Genomic DNA, 17,967 nt, shown 5'->3' with positions numbered 1-17,967 from the left:
GGGTTCGCGACCCGCCTCGCCGGATCCTCCAACACGTTCAGCGAAGACCGCGGCCCGCTCGCCAGCGTGAACTTCGTGACCGCCCACGATGGATTCACCCTGCATGATCTCGTCTCCTACGACGTGAAGCACAACGAGGCGAACGGCGAGCACAACCGCGACGGCGCCGATATGAACCGCGCCTTCAACCACGGCGTCGAGGGGCCCACCGACGACCCGGCGATCCTCGCCGCCCGCCGCAAGGCGATGCGGAACCTCTTGGGGACCCTTCTGCTCTCTGCAGGTATCCCGATGCTCACTGCCGGCGATGAAGTGTGCCGCACCCAGCGAGGCAACAACAACGCCTACGCTCAGGACTCCGTGCTCACCTGGCTCGGCTGGGAGTTCGAGCCGTGGCAAGAGGACCTGCGCGCCCACGTCTCGCGCCTGATCCGCCTTCGTCAGGAGAACCCCGCACTGCGCCCCAGCCGCTATGCGCGACTCGGCGAGCATATTCCCAATGCCTCGGTGATGGACTGGTACGACCAGAACGGCGAGACGATGGAACAGGAGCAATGGGCCGACCCCGGCAACAGAACGCTGCAGTACGTCGCCGCCTCCACGCCTGATACCGAGGCGCACAACCGCATCCTGCTCATCGTGCACGGAACCGAGTCCCCCGTCGATGTCCGTCTCCCCGAGGAGATTGATGGAGCGACGCGCTTCGTCTCGCTGTGGTCGAGCGCGCAGGAACGTCCCTCTGACGACGCCGAGGTCTTCGCACCCGGCGATGTCCTTCCGGTGTCCGGCACGTCGATGAGGCTTTTCCGCGTGGAATGAGTCCGGCGGCCGACGCACCATCCTGCGCGCTACCCGCCACCACGTCCGCGCGGTACATTCGGGAGGTGGCTGCTCGTGCTGGTACTCGGTCCTCGGCTCTTCGGAGCCCCGCTCAGATCCCGGCGCGCGCCGCGGACGGAGCAGATGCTCCCGGCTCGTTGCGGACGACGCGTATCCCGCTCCTCGAGCCTGCGCCCACCGCCCCTGGCGGGTTCACTCCGAAGGCCTTCGTCGGCGAGGTCGTCCCGTTCCGGGTGGTCGCGTTCCGAGAGGGGCACGACATCATCGGCGTGCATGTCCGCCTCACATCGCCCTCCGGCGAAGAGAGCCTGCATCGCCTCACGCCGCGCGATGACGGCACCGACGCGTGGGTGGCGGAGATCGCGCTCGACGAGCAGGGCTCCTGGAGCTACCGGTTCGAAGCCTTCTCCGACGACTTCGCGACCTGGGCCCACGCCGCCGCGCTGAAGGTGGCGGCCGGCGTCGACGTCCCGGTCATGGCGGCGCTCGGCGCCGATCTCCTCACCACCGCCGCCGCTGAGAAGGACCGTCCTGCAGCGCAGCGGAGACGACTGGCCGCTGATGCCCTCTCGCTCCGCAACGGAGATGCCGCGACGACCATCGCCCTTTCGACGGATGCAGAGCTCGCACAGATCTTCCGAGAGCGTCCTGTCACGTCGCTGCGCTCCGTCACACTCCCCCAGATGCTGGACGTCGACCGGCGCGCCGCGGGTGTCGGCGCCTGGTACGAGTTCTTCCCGCGCTCCGAGGGCGCCAGACGCCTCAAGGACGGTACGGTCAGGAGCGGTACGTTCCGTACGGCGACACGACGGCTGCCCGAGGTCGCAGCCATGGGGTTCGACGTCGTCTACCTGGTCCCCATCCATCCGATCGGCACGACCAACCGCAAGGGCCGCAACAACACCCTCGCGGCCGAACCGGGAGACCCGGGCTCCCCGTACGCGATCGGCGCAGCGGAGGGCGGACACGACGCCATCCATCCGGACCTCGGCTCGGCCCAGGATTTCCGCGCCTTCGTGCGTGCAGCCCGGAAGGAGGGCCTGGAAGTCGCTCTCGATCTTGCGCTGCAAGCCTCTCCCGACAACCCGTGGGTGCAGGAGCATCCTGAGTGGTTCACGACCCTCCCCGACGGGACGATCGCCTACGCCGAGAACCCGCCGAAGAAGTACCAGGACATCTACCCGCTCAACTTCGACAATGATCCCGCGGGCATCTACGCCGAGATGCTGCGCGTCGTGCAGCACTGGGTTGCGCAGGGCGTGAAGATCTTCCGCGTCGACAACCCGCACACCAAGCCGCTCCAGTTCTGGGAGTGGCTCATCGCCGAGGTGAATGCGGCCGACCCCGACGTCATCTTCCTGGCTGAGGCGTTCACACGCCCGGCGGTCATGCGCGCGCTCGCGGCCGTGGGCTTCCAGCAGAGCTACAGCTACTTCACGTGGCGCAACACGAAGGCGGAGCTCGAGGAGTTCCTGACGTCGGTGTCGCAGGAGACCTCCGACTACATGCGTCCGAACCTGTTCATGAACACGCATGACATCCTCACCGAGTACCTGCAGTTCGGCGGCAGGGCGGCCTACCGTATCCGGGCCTGCATCGCGGCGACGGCCGGCCCCGTCTACGGCGTGTACGCCGGATACGAGCTGTTCGAGAACGTCGCCAGGCCCGGCTCGGAAGAGAACATCGACAACGAGAAGTACGAGTTCAAGTTCCGCGACTGGGCGGGAGCCGAAGCCAGAGGCGAATCGCTCGCTCCCCTCCTGCGCAGACTCAACGCTATCCGGGAGGCACACCCGGCGCTGCAGCAGCTTCGCAACTTCCGGGTGCACTGGAGCGACGACGACGCCGTTCTCGTCTACAGCAAGCACCTTGCTGCCGAGTTCACCGGTACCGGACGCCCGGACACCATCATCGTGGTCGCCAACGTCGATCCGCACTCGGTTCGCGAGACGACCGTGCACCTCGACACGACGCAATGGGGAATCCCGCTGGGGGAAGCCTTCGAGGTGGAGGATCTCCTCACCGGAGCGATCTGGACCTGGAGCGACCACAACTACGTACGACTCGACGCGTTCGCCGAGCCGGTGCACATCCTGAAGGTGAGGGAGCGATCATGAGCTACACCGAAGACGTCGCGGCATCCACCGAGTGGGAGGCGATCTCAGCGGCCACGCATCACGATCCGCACGCGGTTCTCGGAGCGCACGCGCACAAGGATGCCGCTGATCGTACCGTCACCGTCATCCGGGCGAGACGCCCCCTCGCAGGTGCGGTCGCTGCCGTGTTCGCCGACGGGAGCAGGCTCGAACTCTCCCATGTGGCGCACGGCATCTGGGAAGCTCAGCACGACGGCCCTCCACTCCCGTATCGGATCGCGACGCGGTACGGCGATCACGAGGAGACGGTCGTCGGCGACCCCTACCGCCATCCCCCGACTCTGGGCGACCTCGACCTCCACCTCATCGCTGAGGGGCGTCACGAACGTCTCTGGGAGGTGCTGGGAGCACACGTGCGCACCTTCGACGGAGAGATCGGCGCCTCATTCGCCGTCTGGGCCCCGAATGCCTCAGCGGTGCGCGTGGTCGGTGACCACAACGGCTGGAACGGCGAGTCGCACGCCATGCGCTCGATGGGAGTCAGCGGCGTCTGGGAGCTCTTCGTCCCCGGGATCCCGATCGGCACCAGGTACAAGTATCAGATCCGCACCCGCGACGGCGCGTGGATCCTCAAGGCCGATCCGATGGCGCTCGCGGCGGAGGTGCCGCCGGACACAGCGTCCGTGGTGACCACCTCCTCCCACTCCTGGTCCGATGGCGCCTGGATGACCAGGAGGGCGGCCACCCATGCCGTCGCGCAACCGCTGTCGGTCTACGAGGTCCACGTCGGATCGTGGCGAGGTGGACTTGGCTATCGCGAGATCGCGGATCCGCTCATCCAGCACGTGACGGACGCGGGATTCACCCATGTCGAGTTCATGCCGCTCGCGGAGCACCCCTTCGGCGGATCCTGGGGATACCAGGTGAGCGGGTACTACGCCCCGACCAGTCGTTTCGGCAGCCCCGACGACCTCCGCTACCTCATCGACCGGCTGCACCAGGCAGGCATCGGCGTCATCATGGACTGGGTGCCGGGTCACTTCCCCAAGGACGCCTTCGCCCTCGCCCGCTTCGACGGACAGCCGCTCTACGAGCACCCCGATCCGCGACGGGGAGAGCACCAGGACTGGGGGACGCTGATCTTCGACTACGGCAGGCCGGAGGTACGGGGATTCCTCGTCGCCAACGCGCTCTACTGGCTCGAGGAGTTCCACGTCGACGGCCTTCGCGTTGACGCGGTCGCCTCCATGCTCTATCTCGACTACTCGCGCGAACCCGGCCAATGGGAGCCGAACATCCACGGCGGACGCGAGAACCTCGAGGCGATCCGCTTCCTGCAGGAGGTCAACGCCACCTCGTACCGGCTGCACCCGGGGATCCTGATGATCGCGGAGGAGTCGACCAGCTTCCCCGGGGTCACTGCTCCGACCGATCACGCGGGTCTGGGGTTCGGCTTCAAATGGAACATGGGGTGGATGAACGACTCGCTCCAGTACATCGCCCGCGACCCGATGTACCGCGGTCACCATGAAGGCGAGATGACCTTCTCCTTCGTGTACGCCTTCGGAGAGAACTACCTGCTTCCCATCAGTCACGACGAAGTCGTGCACGGCAAGGGCAGTCTGCTCGCCAAGATGCCGGGCGATCACTGGCACAAGCTCGCGAACGTCCGCGCGTATCTCGCCTACATGTGGGGTCATCCCGGCAAGAAGCTGCTCTTCATGGGGCAGGAATTCGGTCAGCTCGCCGAGTGGTCGGAGGGTCGGGAGCTGGACTGGTGGCTTCTCGACCAGCCCTCACACGCGCAGCTGCAGGACTTCGTCGGGGCAATGAACCGCTCCTACCGGGCGCAGGCGCCGCTGTGGGAGCGCGACAACGACGGCTCGTCGTTCAGCCGTCTCGGAGCGCCGAGCTGGGATCCCACGGTGATCGCCTTCGAACGACGTGACGCCCACGGGGGGCGCCTGGTCGTCGTCAGCAACTTCGCCGGCGTGGAACGCACGGGCTACCAGCTCAACCTGCCCCGCGAGGGCGTGTGGCAGGAGGTGCTCAACACGGATGCCGCCGACTACGGGGGCCGCGGATCGGGGAACCTCGGCCTGGTGTACGCGAAGCCGCTAGAAGGCGGCGCTCCTGTCGCGAGCCTGACGCTGCCTGCGCTGTCCACTCTGTGGCTGCGGTACCAGTCCGACCCACACGTGCCGACCGTCAACCACGGCTGAGACGCCCTGGCGCGTACGCGCGCCAGGGCCGAGAACGGTACCGGAGAACGTCGCCCTAGAAGAGCAGCGACGACAGTCGGTTGCGCGCCGACACCACTCGCGGATCCTCCGCGCCGATGAGTCCGAAGAGCTCGACAAGACGCTCCCTCACCGGAGTGCGCTGATCCGCCGGGAGCTGCGCGAACAGGTCGAGCAGCCTGCCGAAGGCGTCTTCCACGTGTCCCCCGGCGAGATCGAGGTCGGCCACGTCGAACTGCGCCTGGACATCGAGCGGGCCATCCGCTGCCGCAGCGCGCGCCGCCTGCAGATCGAGGCCCTGCACGCGGTCGAGGAGGCGCACCTGGCCGAGCCCCGCGATCGCGTCCGCGTCACGGGGGTTCTCCGCGAGCGCCTTCTCATAGGCCGTGATGGCCGCCGCGTAGTCCCCGAGCTCGATCGCTGCGAACGCCTCAGCGTGCAGCGGTGGAAGCTCCGGCTCTGCGGGGGGCGCCGGCTCTGCACCCTCCTCGGACACCGAGAGCGACCCGGTGACACCGTTCTGGGCCGCCACCTGGAGCAGCTGGGCGAACACATCGCGCACCTGCTGCTCGGGCACGGCACCCGTGAACATGGGCACGGGCTGCCCGGCGATCAGCGCGACCACCATCGGGATCGACTGCGCGCGGAAGCTCTGGGCGAGCTGGGGATTCGCATCGACGTCGACCTTGGCGAGCAGCACTCGTCCCCCGAGTTCGCGCGTCACCTTCTCGATGATCGGGCTCAGCTGCTTGCACGGACCACACCACTCCGCCCAGAGGTCGACGACCACGGGGACGGTCCGCGAGAGCTCGAGGATCTGTCCGAACGTCTCGTCGGTCGCATCGACGACGACATCGGCGACAGGCGGTGCGGAGGCCGCCTCGGTCGGAGTTGCCGGCCGGTTGCGGAGGCTCGACAGGTCCACGGCACCACGCAGGGCGGCGGGAGAGATCTCACTCATTTGATCACCTTCACGGACAGGAGGTCCTGGTGGGCTGCCAGGAGCCGGATCTGCTCCGTCGATCCCTTGGCAGGGACCGAGAAGAACAGCTGGAACTCGTAGGTCGTCTCGACGCCCTTCGCCGACTCGGTCGCGTCGGTGAGCGCCTTCGCCTGCGCGTTGTCACCGAAGCGGATGGAGACGTCCTCGCCGGTCGGCGTCACTGTTTCCGTATCGGTGAGGGTGACGGCGACGATGGCTCCGCTGTCGAGAGTCGTCATCGAGATGGGGGCATCCTGCGTCGCGGCCATATCGAAGGCCGCCTTCGAGGTTTCGGCGGCACCCTTGTCCGCGAGCGCCTGGACCACGGCCTGACGGCTGTCGGTGATCGACTTCGCGTAGGTGAGGGCGAGATCGTCGAACTTCCCGTACGACGCGCTCTGTTCCCCCTGATCGACGACGTCGGCGAACGTCGTGGCCAGATCGGCAGGAGGGATAGTGAGGAAGGCCGAGTCGGACGGCACGAGAGACGTGCCGAGCCAGGATGCAGCGACTTCCGGGAAGGCGGCGTCCGCAGACATCTCCGCCATGTGCGAAACCTTGTAGTTCGACCACGGGTCGGCCTGCGTCATCGTGAGCACGACGGGCGGCACGGTGTCGTCTCCCGTCTTCGACAGCATCAGGACGGTGCGAGGCCACTGGTCGGTCGCCTCGGGAAGCACGACCTCCACGTCGTCGGTCGGGATGGCGGCGGGCGGCACCGTCTCCGGGATCTTCGTCCGCAACGCGTACTCCGTCGTCCTGGTCGCGAGTGCGGGTCCTTCGAAGCGCGTCGCGAGCAGATCGAGATCGAGGGCTGCGTCGGCCTCACTCACGGTGCCGGCGAGAGATTTGAGGATGCGCTTGGCCTGAGCTTCGGTGACCGCCGGCGGCTTCTGGTTCTCCGGTGCGACCACCGTGGGGCTCGGCGAGGGGGTCGGCGAGGCGTCGCCCAGCTGCGGCCAGGAGTCGGACGAGCAACCGGCTGCGAGTATGGCTGTGAGCCCGAGCGCGGGGATCACGAGAAGACGGCGCCGACGACGAACGGTCGCGGCTCGCATCGATGTCTTGGAGCCGGGGTCTTTACCCTCGTCCACGATCTCGGCCTCCTCCGCATCGTCGTCCTGCCGTGGACTCGACTCCGCGGGGGCCGTCGCCGTGGCGGACTCGCTGTCTTCGATCGCCGCGCGCTCCGCGGGCGGAAGCGTGGCGAGGTCGATGGGCTCGGTGATCGGTAGCGGACCGGGTCCCTTGCGACGCGGACCACGGCCCCGACGCTGATGCCGGATGGCCAGGACGTAGAGGATGAGGCCGAGCAGCAGCATGACCCCACCCGCGACCATGAGCGGTCCGGCCCACGGGGTCGAGTTGTCGAGCGGCCAGGACACCACGATGTCATCGGGAGCGTCGGCGGTCCCGTCATAGGCGACGAGCAGACTCGTGCCTTCGGGAAGCTGCATGTTCTCCGCGGTGAGGCGATCCTCCTTGACGAAGGAGTCGAGCCAGAGGTCGGAGCCGCGCGGGTCACGGCCCGTCGGAGCGCCTTCTGACGGATCGGCCTGTCCGTCGCTCGGAGCATCGGTGGACGTGTCGGTCTCGGAGTCGGAGGCGGCGATGTGCTTGACGGCCAGATCGCCGTCCTTCTTCATCGTGACCTGGTTGTAGTCGGAGTCCGCGAGCCAGGCCTCCATGTCGGCCGTGCGACCGTAGCTGCCGAAGATCTCGCCCTGCCCACGGACGATCAGTGTCTGGGCACCGGGATTCGCTCGAAGAACATCGCCGTCGATGAGAACGAACGGTGCCGGTTCACTGATCTCGACCTGGGTCTTCTGAGTGGAGGGGCCCATGAAGATGGTGCGCTGAGCAATCCCTGCACCGATCAGTACGGCAGCCAGCACGAAGGCCACCACGGCCCATACGAAACGCACGAATAGTCTCCTCACGCATCACGGACCTCTGTCCGCGACGCAACACTCGACATTTCAGACTAGCGAAATCAGCTGTGTGTTGCCCACGAGCAGACGCAGTGACGGCTGGACCGGCACGTCGTCCGCGCCGACGAAGCGCGTCTGGATAATCTTGCGGGAGCCGTCCCGAGGAGTCTCCGATGAAGATCCACAATCCCTTCCGCACCGCCCTGGTGGCGACGCTCGGCGTGGGGTTGGGGATCCTGCTGATCAACAGCGTGCAGAATCTCTCCACCGTGCTGCTCTATCTCGGCACCGCCCTGTTCCTGAGTCTCGGACTCGACCCGCTCGTCTCGTTCCTCGAACGCCGACGGCTCCCCCGCTGGGCGGCCGTGTTGGTGACGATCCTCGCGGTGCTCGGCGTCTTCGTGAGCATCGTGCTCATCGTCCTCCCGGTCCTGGTGGACCAGATCTCCCAGCTGGTCGCCCAGATCTCGGCGATCGTCCAGCGCGGGAATCTGATCCCCGATCTCAAAGAGTGGATACAGGACGCCTTCCCGAACCTTCTCGTCGACGATGTGTTCACGTACGTCACCAACTGGTTGACGAGCAACCTCGCCGAGATCGGCGGATCCATCGGTCAGGGCGTGCTCGTTGCCAGCGGCGCTGTGCTGGGCGGTCTGTTCGGAGCGTTCATCGTCCTGATCCTGACGATCTACCTGACGGCATCGACGCCGTCGCTCAAGCGCGCTGTCTACCAGCTCGCGCCCGCGTCGAAGCGCGATCGATTCATCGACCTGTCGGAGCAGATCACCGACTCGGTCGGCTATTACGTCATGGGCCAGGTATCGCAGGGTGTGCTCAACGGTGTGCTCAGCGCGATCTACCTCTCGATCATCGATGCGCCCTTCCCCGCCGTCCTGGCCGTGATCGCCTTCTTCTTCTCGCTGATCCCGCTCGTCGGCACGCTCACCGGCTCGACGATCATCGTGCTGGTATGTCTCATCCCCGGACTCGGCTCCCCGGCGACCGCCATCGCCGCCGCGATCTACTACCTGATCTACATGCAGATCGAGGCGTACATCATCTCGCCTCGCATCATGAGCCGCGCCGTATCGGTGCCCGGTGCCGTGGTCGTGGTGGCGGCCCTCGCCGGAGGAAGCCTGCTCGGCCTCCTCGGCGCTCTGATCGCGATCCCCGTGGCCGCGAGCATCCTGATCATCTACCGCCAGGTGCTCATCCCTCGGATGAACGAGCTCTGACGTCGAGACCGTCAGCCTCTCAGTCGTCGGCGGGCCAGTGGGTGGCGAGAGGCAATGCGGAGGGGTTGACCGCCGCGACGATCTCGGTGAGCACGCGCCGCGTCTGCGTCTCGCCCACCCAGAGATGCTTGCCGCCCTCCACCGCGATGAGCGTGGCGTGCGGAATCGAGGCGAAGCGGTCCTTTGCCTCGGCCGGACGCAAATAGTCGTCGAGCTCCGGCACCAGGACCACGACGGTGCGGTCGGTCGACGCCCAGGCGGCGACCTCTTCCGGCGTGGCGCGGTGCAGCGGCGGCGAGAGAAGGATGATGCCTTCGATGTCGTGCTCCCGGCCGTACTTCAGAGCGAGCTCCGTGCCGAAGGACCATCCGAGCAGCCAGGGGCGCGGTAGAGCGCGCTCGCGGACGAAGTCCATCGCGGCGGCCACGTCGAACTGTTCAGCGGCTCCCCCGTCGAAACTCCCGTCGCTGGTGCCTCGTGGGGATGTGGTGCCTCGCGTGTTGAACCTCAGGACGGCCAGGTCTGCGAGGGCGGGCAGCCGTGCGGCCGCCTTCCGGATGATGTGCGAGTCCATGAAGCCGCCGGCGGTCGGCAGGGGATGCAACGTCACGAGCGTCGCGACCGGTGGTGCGTCCTCGGGCTGAGAGAGCTCCCCGACGAGGGTGAGGCCGTCCGCCGTGATCAGTTCGATGTCCTCGCGTCGTGCGGGCAACTCCAGCGGTCCACGGATCTCGATGGTCATGCAAGCCTCCAACAGCGCGTGTGCCAGTGCCGACGGGCCGCCAGGTCAGCGGCGTCCCCGAGTACCCCGTCCGCACGCCAGGCGACGAGATGAGCTGTCCCGGCGACGATGCCCCGGCCGCAGCCGGGGCACACGTACTCCTTCTGCGCCTGCGCGGCCGACACCGGTTGAACGGTCCACTCGCTGCCACGTCGAGTCTCGGTGCGCTTCCAGCCGGCGAGGAGACGATCGAATGAGTCCTCGGATTCAGGGCGCGCCGAAGGGCGTCTGCGAGAGCGGGGCATCGTGCCTGCTCACCACCAGTGGTTGTTGACCCAGAAGTTGTAGGCGCCGGCCCAGCTGCCGTAGCGGCCGGTCGCGTAGCCCGTCGCCCAGCGGAGGTTGTCGACCGGGTTGTAGCCGTTGCCGGGAACCTTGCTGCAGGGCAGAGCCTGCACCAGTCCACATGCCCCTGACGACTTGTTCGTGGCGTTGGGGTTCCAGCCGCTCTCACGCGATACGACGTAGTCGACGTACTGCCAGTCGCTCTGCGCGATACCGGCGGCGGCCATCCACTCCGCAGGAGCCCCACCACCCGTGTACGGAGGAAGCGCGCCGCGGGATGAACCGCCGGACGACCCGGTCTTGGGCGCTGCAGCAACCGTGGGGACGGGAGCCGGTTTCGGCTTCACGTACACTTCGAAGCCTCCGCGCACGACCGGCGCGATCTCGGCACCTTCGACGGTGACGGTGAGGTTCTGCGTGTCAGCGAGCGCGAGCGAATACGCCGAGTCCGGCGACTCCTCCGGTGCCGGCGCGGCCAGTGCTACCCCGGTCGGAGCGACGAGCGCGCCGGCGAAGCCGACGACCGCGAGGGCGCTGAAGACGCCGACGACGCCGCGGCTCCGAGACCAGCGACGGGTGCCCGTGCGCGCCGAACCGGCCTTCGCTGCGGGCACAGGCGAACGGTCGTTTCTGTCTAGAGTCATGTCGTTTCGGGAGTTCACGATGAGGGACAGTCTACGCAAGGTCGCCTGAATCGACCATCAGGAACCTCAACGAACCGCGAGGATGACGTCGATCGTGGCGTCGAGAAGGGCATCCACCTGCTCCTCGCGGTACCCGCCGCGCTGCATCCGGAAGGCTGCGGACCGCAGCTGCTCGGCGGTCAGGGCGTCCCCGTCACGCAGGTAACGAACGATGCGGGTCGACACGTGGTCGACCTCGTCGAGACGATAGCCGAAAGTGAGCACCCCGGTGCGGGCGAAACGATGCCGACGGGGGCGAGCCAGGTGATCCAAGATGACCTGCGCGTCCTCCCGTGCCCGCTCGACCCAGGCTCCGGCCCCCTGTGCGCGCACCACTCGCTCGCGTTCCCGCGCGGCGAAGGCATCTTCGACGCGTCCGAGTGCAGCATCGACATCGGCGACCACGTAGCCGTTCTTGACCAGAGGGAACGAGGCCGTCCGCACATCCTCCGCGCTGAGGTCAGCGCCGCCCTCTTCGAAGGCGCGGCGGGCCGAGGCGAGGAACGTGTCGACGGCTGCACGGTGGTATCCGCGCACGCGTCCGGAGGTGAGGGCGAACGCCGCGGGCGCCTGCGTGGGCTGTTCGTCCAACTGATCTTCGGTCATCACAGAGCCACCCAAGGAGAGAAGAGGAAGTAGAGACACAGAGCGGGGATGGTGGAGGGAAGGATGCTGTCGAGTCGATCGAGCAGCCCGCCGTGACCCGGCAACCAGGAACTCATGTCCTTGATGCCGAGGTCGCGCTTCAGCATGGATTCGCCCAGGTCGCCGAGCGTCGCTGAGAGCAGGATCGAGACACCGAACACGAGGCCGCACCACCACGGCAGCTCCAGGAGGAAGATCGCCAGCAGCACGCCAGCGGCGATGGACGCGGCGACCGCACCTCCGAACCCTTCCCAGGTCTTCTTCGGACTGATCTTCGGCGCCATGGGGTGTCGGCCGAAGGCCAGACCGGCGGCGTAGGCACCCGTGTCGGCGGCGACGGCGATCGCGATGAAGCTGAGCACCCACCACTCACCGCCCTCCTGCTTGAGCAGGATGAGCGCGATACCCGCGAGGAAGGGGACGTACACCTGGACGAAGCCGCTGATCACGGCGTCTGCGAGCACGTCGCCGTAAGTCCGTCCGTCCTTCTCCACCATCTGCGCGATGAGTCGCCAGACGATCACGAAGGCAACGGACACGAAGAGCATCACCCAGCAGAGCCACGGCTCCGCGAAGTATGCCGAAAGCACCAGGAAAGTGGCTGCGATCAGTTGGGGCACCACGTCGACTCGCCGCCCGGAACCCCGCAGGGCTCTCGAGAGCTCGTACACGCCCAGCAACGCGGCCGCGAGGGCGAACGGGACGAAGAGCACCTTGAGGAAGAGCAGGGAGCCGAGCAGCGCAGCTCCGAACGCGAGGCCGATCACCGTGGCGAGGATGAGATCCCGGCCGGTGCGCTCCTTGATGCGCTCGTTCGCCTGGTCGAGCTGGTCACGTGCGTGGGAGACGTGGCTGCCGAGCTCATCCCTCGCCGCCCGCCACTGCTCGCGGATGGCGTTGTGATCTGCCGTGTCCAGGGAGCTGATGTCCCCGACTGCGACGCGGTCCGCGGGGGCTGGAAGTGGCGGCCGAGGGGGTACCTCGGCACTGTCGAACGTGGGGAACGCCGCATCGACGAGCGGGACGCCTTCGGACGGGGTACCGTGATGCGCGTCTCGACGCGCGAACGGCTTGTCGTCGTCGGCATCTCGCGTTTCGTCAGACATCCCGACTACACCTCGAGGAGTTCTGCCTCTTTGCGCTTCAGCGCGTCATCGATGAGATCGACATGCTGGCGCGTCAGAACATCGAGCTCCTTCTCACCGCGAGCGATCTCATCCTCGCCGAGCTCGCTCTTGAGCGCGTCCAGCTCATCCTTGGCCTTGCGGCGGATGCCACGGACGTGGACCTTCGCGTCCTCTGCCTTGGTCTTGACGAGCTTGACGTACTCCTTGCGCCGCTCGGCGGTGAGCTCCGGCATTGTCACACGCACCAGGTTGCCGTCGTTCGTGGGATTCGCACCGAGGTTCGGCATGTCGCGGATGGCCTGCTCGATCGCCTTCAGAGCGGACTTGTCGTACGGCGTGATGATGAGCGTCCGCGCCTCCTGGTTCGCCAGGGACGCGAGCTGCGCGATCGGCGTGGGAGTGCCGTAGTAGTCCACGAGCACCTTCTGGAACATCTGCGGGTTCGCACGACCGGTGCGCACCGTGGAGAAGTCCTCCTTGGCAGCTTCGACCGCCCGGTTCATGCGAGTGGTGGTTTCAGCGAGGACGTCCGCGATCACGGTGACTCCTATCGTCGGGGTGTTCTGCAAATTCTATCGGGCGAAGTCGTCTCCGCCCGTCGCACACTCAGGTGGTGACCAGCGTGCCGATCGGGTCTCCGAGCAGAGCGCGGGTGACGTTGCCCGCCGGCTCCATGCCGAAGACCCGCATGTTCATGTTGTTGTCCATGCAGAGACTGAACGCTGTCGAATCGACCACCTTCAGGCCCCGCTGCAGTGCGTCGCTGTAGGTGACCCGCTCGATGCGCTCGGCGTCGGCGTGCTTGTTCGGATCCGCGGTGTAGATGGCATCGACGCCGTTCTTGGCGACGAGGACCTCCTCCGCACCGATCTCCAGCGCACGCTGAGCCGCGACCGTGTCGGTCGAGAAGTACGGAAGACCCGCGCCGGCTCCGAAGATCACGACGCGCCCCTTCTCGAGGTGACGCTCAGCCCGACGCGGGATGTAGGGCTCCGCGACCTGAGTCATCGAGATCGCCGACTGCACGCGCGTGGCGGCACCGGCCTGCTCGAGGAAGTCCTGCAACGCAAGTGCGTTCATGACCGTGCCGAGCATTCCCATGTAATCGGCGCGTCCACGGTCCATGCCGCGCTGGCTCAGCTCGGCTCCGCGGAAGAAGTTCCCTCCCCCGACGACGATCGCCACCTCGACGCGGTCGACGGCAGCGGCGATGTCGCGCGCGATCTGGCTGACGACATCCGGGTTGACGCCCAGCTGTCCAGCGCCGAAGGCCTCTCCGGAGAGCTTGAGAAGGACGCGGCGGCGTCCGGTGCGTTCAGTCATGGGTGGGTGTCCTCTCGTCCCGATTCAAGATAGTGCCTCGTGGGCATGAAGAAGGGGTTCGGATCATGACGATCCGAACCCCTTCGACGTTGCTACGCGCCGACCTTGAAGCGCGCGAAGTCCGTGACGGTGATACCGGCGTCCTTCGCCACCTGGGCGACAGAGAGCTTGTTGTCCTTGGCGTAGTCCTGCTCGAGCAGGGCGACCTGCTTGATGAACGCGGAGACGCGGCCTTCGACGATCTTCGGGAGAGCCGCTTCCGGCTTGCCCTCATTGCGGGAGATCTCGGTGACGATCTCGCGCTCCTTCTCGACAGCGTCCGCCGGGACGTCCTCGCGGGACAGGTACGACGGGTTGGCGAAGGAGATGTGCTGAGCGATGCTGCGCGCGGTCTCGGCGTCGTCACCCGTGTAGGCGACGACGACGCCGATCTGCGGCGGCAGGTCCTTGCTCGTGCGGTGCAGGTAGACCTCGACCTTGTCGCCGGAGATCGTGCGCACTCGACGCAGCTCGACCTTCTCGCCGATGATCGCAGCCTCTTCGGAGATGACCTGCTCGACGCTCTTGTCGCCGGCGGATGCAGCCAGGGCGGCGTCGACCGAGTCGGCCTTCACCGCGGCAGCGGCGTCGGCGACCTTGTCGGCCAGCGCGATGAAGCGCTCGTTCTTCGCGACGAAGTCCGTCTCGCACGCGAGCTCGATGAGCGTCACGGCGCCATCCTGCTCGCGAGCGACGATGAGTCCCTCGCTGGTCGAACGGTCAGCGCGCTTCGCGTTGCCCTTCGCACCCTTGAGACGCAGGATCTCGGTGGCCTTCGCGACGTCTCCGTCGGCCTCCTCGAGCGCCTTCTTGGTGTCGACCATTCCGGTGCCGAGCTGCTCGCGCAGCGCCTTCAGGTCAGCGATGGTGAAGTTGGCCATGTGTGGTGGCTCCTTGCTTCGTTAGGTGTGTGTACGAGGGATTACTTGGCGTCAGCGGCTTCGGCGGCGGCGACCTCAGCGGTCTCCTCACCGGAAGCGGCGGCGATCGCCTCGTCGTGTGCCTCTGCACCGGCCTCGTCGGCGGCGGTCTCGTCGGCAGCGGGGGTCTCGACGACCGCGGCAGCGTCATCCGCGGTGGTGACCTCGGCGGCGTCAGCGGACTCCTGGACCTCCTGTGCGGGGGCCTCGAGGAGCTCCTTCTCCCAGTCGGCGAGAGGCTCGGCGTCACCGGTCTCCGGGTTGTGCTTCTGCTGCAGACCCTCGGCCGCAGCGTCCGCGATGATGCGGGTGAGCAGCGACACCGAACGGATGGCGTCGTCGTTGCCGGGGATCGGGTACTGGAAGTCGTCCGGGTCGGCGTTCGTGTCGAGGATGCCGATCACGGGGATGCCGAGCTTCTTGGCCTCGTCGATGGCGAGGTGCTCGCGCTTGGCGTCGACGACCCAGATGGCAGACGGCGTCTTCGTGAGGTTGCGGATACCACCGAGCGACTTGTGCAGCTTGTCGAGCTCGCGCTTCTTGAGGAGCAGCTCCTTCTTCGTGAAGCCGCTGTTCGCCGGGGTCTCGTAGTCGAGCTCCTCGAGCTCCTTCATACGAGCCAGACGCTTCGAGATCGTCTGGAAGTTGGTGAGGAGACCGCCGAGCCAGCGCTGGTTCACGAACGGCTGGCCGACACGCGTCGCCTGCTCCGCCAGGATCTCCTGCGCCTGCTTCTTGGTGCCGACGAAGAGGATGGTGCCGCCGTGGGCGACCGTCTCCTTGACGAAGTCGTACGCCTTGTCGATGTAGCCGAGCGACTGCTGGAGGTCGATGATGTGGATGCCGCTGCGCTCGGTGAGGATGAAGCGCTTGACCTTCGGGTTCCACCGACGGGTCTGGTGTCCGAAGTGCACGCCGCTGTCGAGCAGCTGGCGGATGGTGACCACAGCCATGGTCGTCTCCTGGTTCTGGCGCGATTCTGCGCCGTTGAGGTTGCAAGCCGACCGGATGATCGGACTCCCTGGTGCCCGGCTCACACCCGCCTGTCGGAGGACAGGACCTGTGGGAGTGGATGCCGCGAAACGAGTCGCTCTGGGCACGCGTAGTCACCTCGATCTCGAGGTGCTCCTCCAGCATACAGGATCAGACGGCCGGCTCCCCTGCACCGTGGCTTCCCCTGCACCGTGGCTTCCTCTGCACCGTGGCTTCCTCTGCACAGTGGCTTCCTCTGCACAGTGGCGTCGTGTCACGTCTTACTCCCCGGATGTGTACGCCGTACTGCGCACGGTGCACCGCGGCAGCGTCGAGCCATCAGGATGCCTTCATGCGCTTGAGATCCAGAACACGAGCCCTGCTCACCGCGACTCTTCTCGTCGTCTCGACGGTCGTCTTCGCAGTGATGCTCTCCCCCGGCGCGGCGGCGCGGTCCGACGAGCCTGACGTACCCGCCTGGAGCTGGCCGGTCACCGGACCACGCTCGGTCATCGCGCCCTACCGCGCTCCGGCTCATAGATACGGCGCCGGGCATCGTGGCGTCGATCTCAGCGCCGCGATGGGGACGACGGTCTCGGCTCCTGCTGACGGAGTCGTCGCTTTCCGCGGGACGGTCGTGGATCGGCAGCTCATCACCATCGAGCACGCCGGCGGGCTGGTGTCGACATTCGAACCGTTGCGATCCGATCTCCTGGTCGGCGATCTCGTTGCGGAGGGTCAGGAGATCGGAGTGGTCGATGCTGGCGGGCATACACCGCCCGGCGCGATCCATCTCGGCGTGCGTCTCGACGGGGACTACATCAACCCGATGCTTCTCTTCGGCGATGTTCCGCGCGCAGTGCTCCTCCCCTGCTGCGAAGCCCCGTGATCGAGCTTCCGAGTCGTCGGAGTCAGGCGCGGGGATGGGCGAGCCGGTAGGTGGCCGTCAGGCGCTCGGTCGAGACGTGCGTGTAGATCTGCGTGGTGCCGAGGCTGGCATGCCCGAGTATCTCCTGCACCGCCCGCAGGTCCGCTCCGCCGTCGAGGAGGTGGGTGGCGGCGGTATGACGGAGCGCGTGCGGACCGATCGTCTCCGCGCCGACGATCGGTGCCAGGACACGCGCGACGAGTTCGTACACCGTTCGCGGGCCCACTCGCCCTCCTCTGCTTCCGAGCATCACGGCGGGGGTGAAGGTCCGTGACCTGGCGATGAGGACCGGCCTTCCTCGTCGCAGGTACGCGGAGAGCGCATCTCGTGCCGGCGCCCCGTAGGGGACGACGCGTTCCTTGTCTCCCTTGCCGACCACTCGGGCTGTGCCGCGCTCGAGGTCGAGATCGTCGACGTCCAGACCGCAAAGCTCGGAGACGCGGATACCGGACCCGTAGAGCAGCTCGAGGATGGCATGGTCTCGCAGCGCGAGCGGGTCAACCTCCGACGCTGTGGCGCGATGCGCGTCGAGGAGCTCGGACATCGCATCGCGCGAGGCGACCGTCGGCAACGTCCTCCCCTTCTTCGGCGCGACCAATCTCAGGCTCGGGTCATGCGCGGCGATCCCCTGTTCAGTTGCCCAGCCGAAGAAGGACCGTGCGGTCGCGGCGCGGCGCGCGAGAGTGGACCGCGCGTCTCCACGCTGCGTGGCGTTCCAGAGCCAGTCCCGGAGGACTTCCAGGTCGACGTCCTCGACGGCGACTCCCCCTGCAGAAGCGGCGAGGTCGCGAAGGTCGGAGCGATAGGCCTTCACCGTCGCCGACGACAGCCGACGCACCCGCAGCAGGTGGTCGGCGAATGCGTCTGCGGCCGCCGCGATCTCCATGACCCCAGCTTGCCGCGATCGAGCTCCCTGACCGGCAGCCTCGCCGTCGGATCG

Annotated in this window: 16 protein-coding genes and 1 pseudogene; 5 read left to right on the top strand and 12 right to left on the bottom strand. The window is 67.0% G+C overall.

What is annotated here, in order from left to right:
• The 3 genes and pseudogenes from DSP71_RS24440 to glgB all read left to right on the top strand — a co-directional run.
• A pseudogene (locus DSP71_RS24440) lies at positions 1-819 on the top strand (glycogen debranching enzyme); the annotation flags it as partial.
• On the top strand, positions 816-2,957 hold the full coding sequence (locus tag DSP71_RS20550) for a maltotransferase domain-containing protein (RefSeq protein ID WP_396652071.1): 2,142 nt from the start codon (positions 816-818) through the stop codon (positions 2,955-2,957). The pseudogene DSP71_RS24440 and the gene DSP71_RS20550, both read left to right, overlap by 4 nt.
• Positions 2,954-5,158: a 1,4-alpha-glucan branching protein GlgB gene (glgB, locus tag DSP71_RS20545; protein ID WP_113681930.1), complete on the top strand. Its 2,205-nt coding sequence runs from the start codon at positions 2,954-2,956 to the stop codon at positions 5,156-5,158. Before DSP71_RS20550 ends, glgB begins: the two co-directional genes overlap by 4 nt.
• A gap of 55 nt (positions 5,159-5,213) precedes the next feature.
• On the opposite strand, the gene DSP71_RS20540 is transcribed toward glgB, so the two are convergent.
• Both DSP71_RS20540 and DSP71_RS20535 read right to left on the bottom strand, forming a co-directional pair.
• Entirely contained in the window at positions 5,214-6,137 is a 924-nt protein-coding gene (locus DSP71_RS20540) for a tetratricopeptide repeat protein (protein ID WP_113681929.1), read from the bottom strand.
• Positions 6,134-8,083 (bottom strand): hypothetical protein, encoded by a 1,950-nt coding sequence (locus tag DSP71_RS20535; RefSeq protein WP_058630618.1) that lies wholly within the window; start codon positions 8,081-8,083, stop codon positions 6,134-6,136. The genes DSP71_RS20540 and DSP71_RS20535 overlap by 4 nt, the downstream gene beginning before the upstream one ends.
• A 179-nt stretch (positions 8,084-8,262) precedes the next feature.
• Here DSP71_RS20535 and DSP71_RS20530 point away from each other — a divergent pair, with 179 nt between their 5' ends.
• Entirely contained in the window at positions 8,263-9,324 is a 1,062-nt protein-coding gene (locus DSP71_RS20530) for an AI-2E family transporter (RefSeq protein ID WP_046747060.1), read from the top strand.
• 19 nt (positions 9,325-9,343) lie between these two features.
• On the opposite strand, the gene DSP71_RS20525 is transcribed toward DSP71_RS20530, so the two are convergent.
• From DSP71_RS20525 to rpsB, 9 genes are all read right to left on the bottom strand, one after another.
• Positions 9,344-10,066: an alpha/beta hydrolase gene (locus DSP71_RS20525; protein WP_058630617.1), complete on the bottom strand. Its 723-nt coding sequence runs from the start codon at positions 10,064-10,066 to the stop codon at positions 9,344-9,346.
• A complete protein-coding gene (locus DSP71_RS24435) occupies positions 10,063-10,350 on the bottom strand; it encodes a hypothetical protein (protein ID WP_113681927.1) in 288 nt (95 codons plus the stop codon). The genes DSP71_RS20525 and DSP71_RS24435 overlap by 4 nt, the downstream gene beginning before the upstream one ends.
• 9 nt (positions 10,351-10,359) lie before the next feature.
• Positions 10,360-11,034, bottom strand: coding sequence for a transglycosylase SLT domain-containing protein (locus DSP71_RS20515; protein WP_218867353.1), 675 nt, complete (start codon positions 11,032-11,034; stop codon positions 10,360-10,362).
• 66 nt (positions 11,035-11,100) lie between these two features.
• The gene (locus DSP71_RS20510) at positions 11,101-11,679 is read right to left on the bottom strand and encodes a DivIVA domain-containing protein (protein ID WP_058630616.1); all 579 of its coding nucleotides are present in this window, start codon (positions 11,677-11,679) and stop codon (positions 11,101-11,103) included.
• Positions 11,679-12,824, bottom strand: coding sequence for a phosphatidate cytidylyltransferase (locus DSP71_RS20505; RefSeq protein ID WP_061018443.1), 1,146 nt, complete (start codon positions 12,822-12,824; stop codon positions 11,679-11,681). Before DSP71_RS20505 ends, DSP71_RS20510 begins: the two co-directional genes overlap by 1 nt.
• A gap of 5 nt (positions 12,825-12,829) precedes the next feature.
• Positions 12,830-13,384, bottom strand: a complete 555-nt coding sequence (gene frr / locus DSP71_RS20500; RefSeq protein WP_017830710.1) for a ribosome recycling factor — start codon at positions 13,382-13,384, stop codon at positions 12,830-12,832.
• A gap of 67 nt (positions 13,385-13,451) precedes the next feature.
• The gene (pyrH, locus tag DSP71_RS20495; RefSeq protein WP_046747064.1) at positions 13,452-14,168 is read right to left on the bottom strand and encodes a UMP kinase; all 717 of its coding nucleotides are present in this window, start codon (positions 14,166-14,168) and stop codon (positions 13,452-13,454) included.
• Between the two features lie 92 nt (positions 14,169-14,260).
• Positions 14,261-15,088 carry a translation elongation factor Ts gene (tsf, locus tag DSP71_RS20490; protein ID WP_045265219.1) on the bottom strand — a complete coding sequence of 276 codons (828 nt, stop codon included), beginning with the start codon at positions 15,086-15,088 and terminating at the stop codon, positions 14,261-14,263.
• Positions 15,089-15,129: 41 nt separating this feature from the next.
• Positions 15,130-16,080 (bottom strand): 30S ribosomal protein S2, encoded by a 951-nt coding sequence (gene rpsB / locus DSP71_RS20485; protein WP_046747065.1) that lies wholly within the window; start codon positions 16,078-16,080, stop codon positions 15,130-15,132.
• A gap of 371 nt (positions 16,081-16,451) precedes the next feature.
• On the opposite strand from rpsB, the gene DSP71_RS20480 reads away from it, so the two are divergent.
• Positions 16,452-16,988 carry a M23 family metallopeptidase gene (locus tag DSP71_RS20480; protein WP_113681926.1) on the top strand — a complete coding sequence of 179 codons (537 nt, stop codon included), beginning with the start codon at positions 16,452-16,454 and terminating at the stop codon, positions 16,986-16,988.
• Positions 16,989-17,010: 22 nt separating this feature from the next.
• Here the strand turns inward: DSP71_RS20480 and DSP71_RS20475 are convergent, their stop codons facing one another.
• Positions 17,011-17,913 (bottom strand): tyrosine recombinase XerC, encoded by a 903-nt coding sequence (locus tag DSP71_RS20475; protein WP_113681925.1) that lies wholly within the window; start codon positions 17,911-17,913, stop codon positions 17,011-17,013.
• Positions 17,914-17,967: the final 54 nt, after the last annotated feature.

Source organism: Microbacterium sp. H6, assembly GCF_003314775.1.
Lineage (GTDB): Bacteria > Actinomycetota > Actinomycetes > Actinomycetales > Microbacteriaceae > Microbacterium > Microbacterium oxydans.
This window is presented reverse-complemented; position numbering and strand designations above follow the sequence as displayed.

Bases quoted from the DNA above. Each gene is read 5' to 3' on its own strand.
- DSP71_RS20550 (WP_396652071.1), top strand. From the start codon at position 816: ATGAGTCCGGCGGCCGACGCACCATCCTGCGCGCTACCCGCCACCACG.
- glgB (WP_113681930.1), top strand. From the start codon at position 2,954: ATGAGCTACACCGAAGACGTCGCGGCATCCACCGAGTGGGAGGCGATC.
- DSP71_RS20540 (WP_113681929.1), bottom strand. From the start codon at position 6,137: ATGAGTGAGATCTCTCCCGCCGCCCTGCGTGGTGCCGTGGACCTGTCG.
- DSP71_RS20530 (WP_046747060.1), top strand. From the start codon at position 8,263: ATGAAGATCCACAATCCCTTCCGCACCGCCCTGGTGGCGACGCTCGGC.
- DSP71_RS20525 (WP_058630617.1), bottom strand. From the start codon at position 10,066: ATGACCATCGAGATCCGTGGACCGCTGGAGTTGCCCGCACGACGCGAG.
- DSP71_RS24435 (WP_113681927.1), bottom strand. From the start codon at position 10,350: ATGCCCCGCTCTCGCAGACGCCCTTCGGCGCGCCCTGAATCCGAGGAC.
- DSP71_RS20515 (WP_218867353.1), bottom strand. From the start codon at position 11,034: ATGACTCTAGACAGAAACGACCGTTCGCCTGTGCCCGCAGCGAAGGCC.
- DSP71_RS20510 (WP_058630616.1), bottom strand. From the start codon at position 11,679: ATGACCGAAGATCAGTTGGACGAACAGCCCACGCAGGCGCCCGCGGCG.
- DSP71_RS20505 (WP_061018443.1), bottom strand. From the start codon at position 12,824: ATGTCTGACGAAACGCGAGATGCCGACGACGACAAGCCGTTCGCGCGT.
- pyrH (WP_046747064.1), bottom strand. From the start codon at position 14,168: ATGACTGAACGCACCGGACGCCGCCGCGTCCTTCTCAAGCTCTCCGGA.
- tsf (WP_045265219.1), bottom strand. From the start codon at position 15,088: ATGGCCAACTTCACCATCGCTGACCTGAAGGCGCTGCGCGAGCAGCTC.
- rpsB (WP_046747065.1), bottom strand. From the start codon at position 16,080: ATGGCTGTGGTCACCATCCGCCAGCTGCTCGACAGCGGCGTGCACTTC.
- DSP71_RS20480 (WP_113681926.1), top strand. From the start codon at position 16,452: ATGCGCTTGAGATCCAGAACACGAGCCCTGCTCACCGCGACTCTTCTC.
- DSP71_RS20475 (WP_113681925.1), bottom strand. From the start codon at position 17,913: ATGGAGATCGCGGCGGCCGCAGACGCATTCGCCGACCACCTGCTGCGG.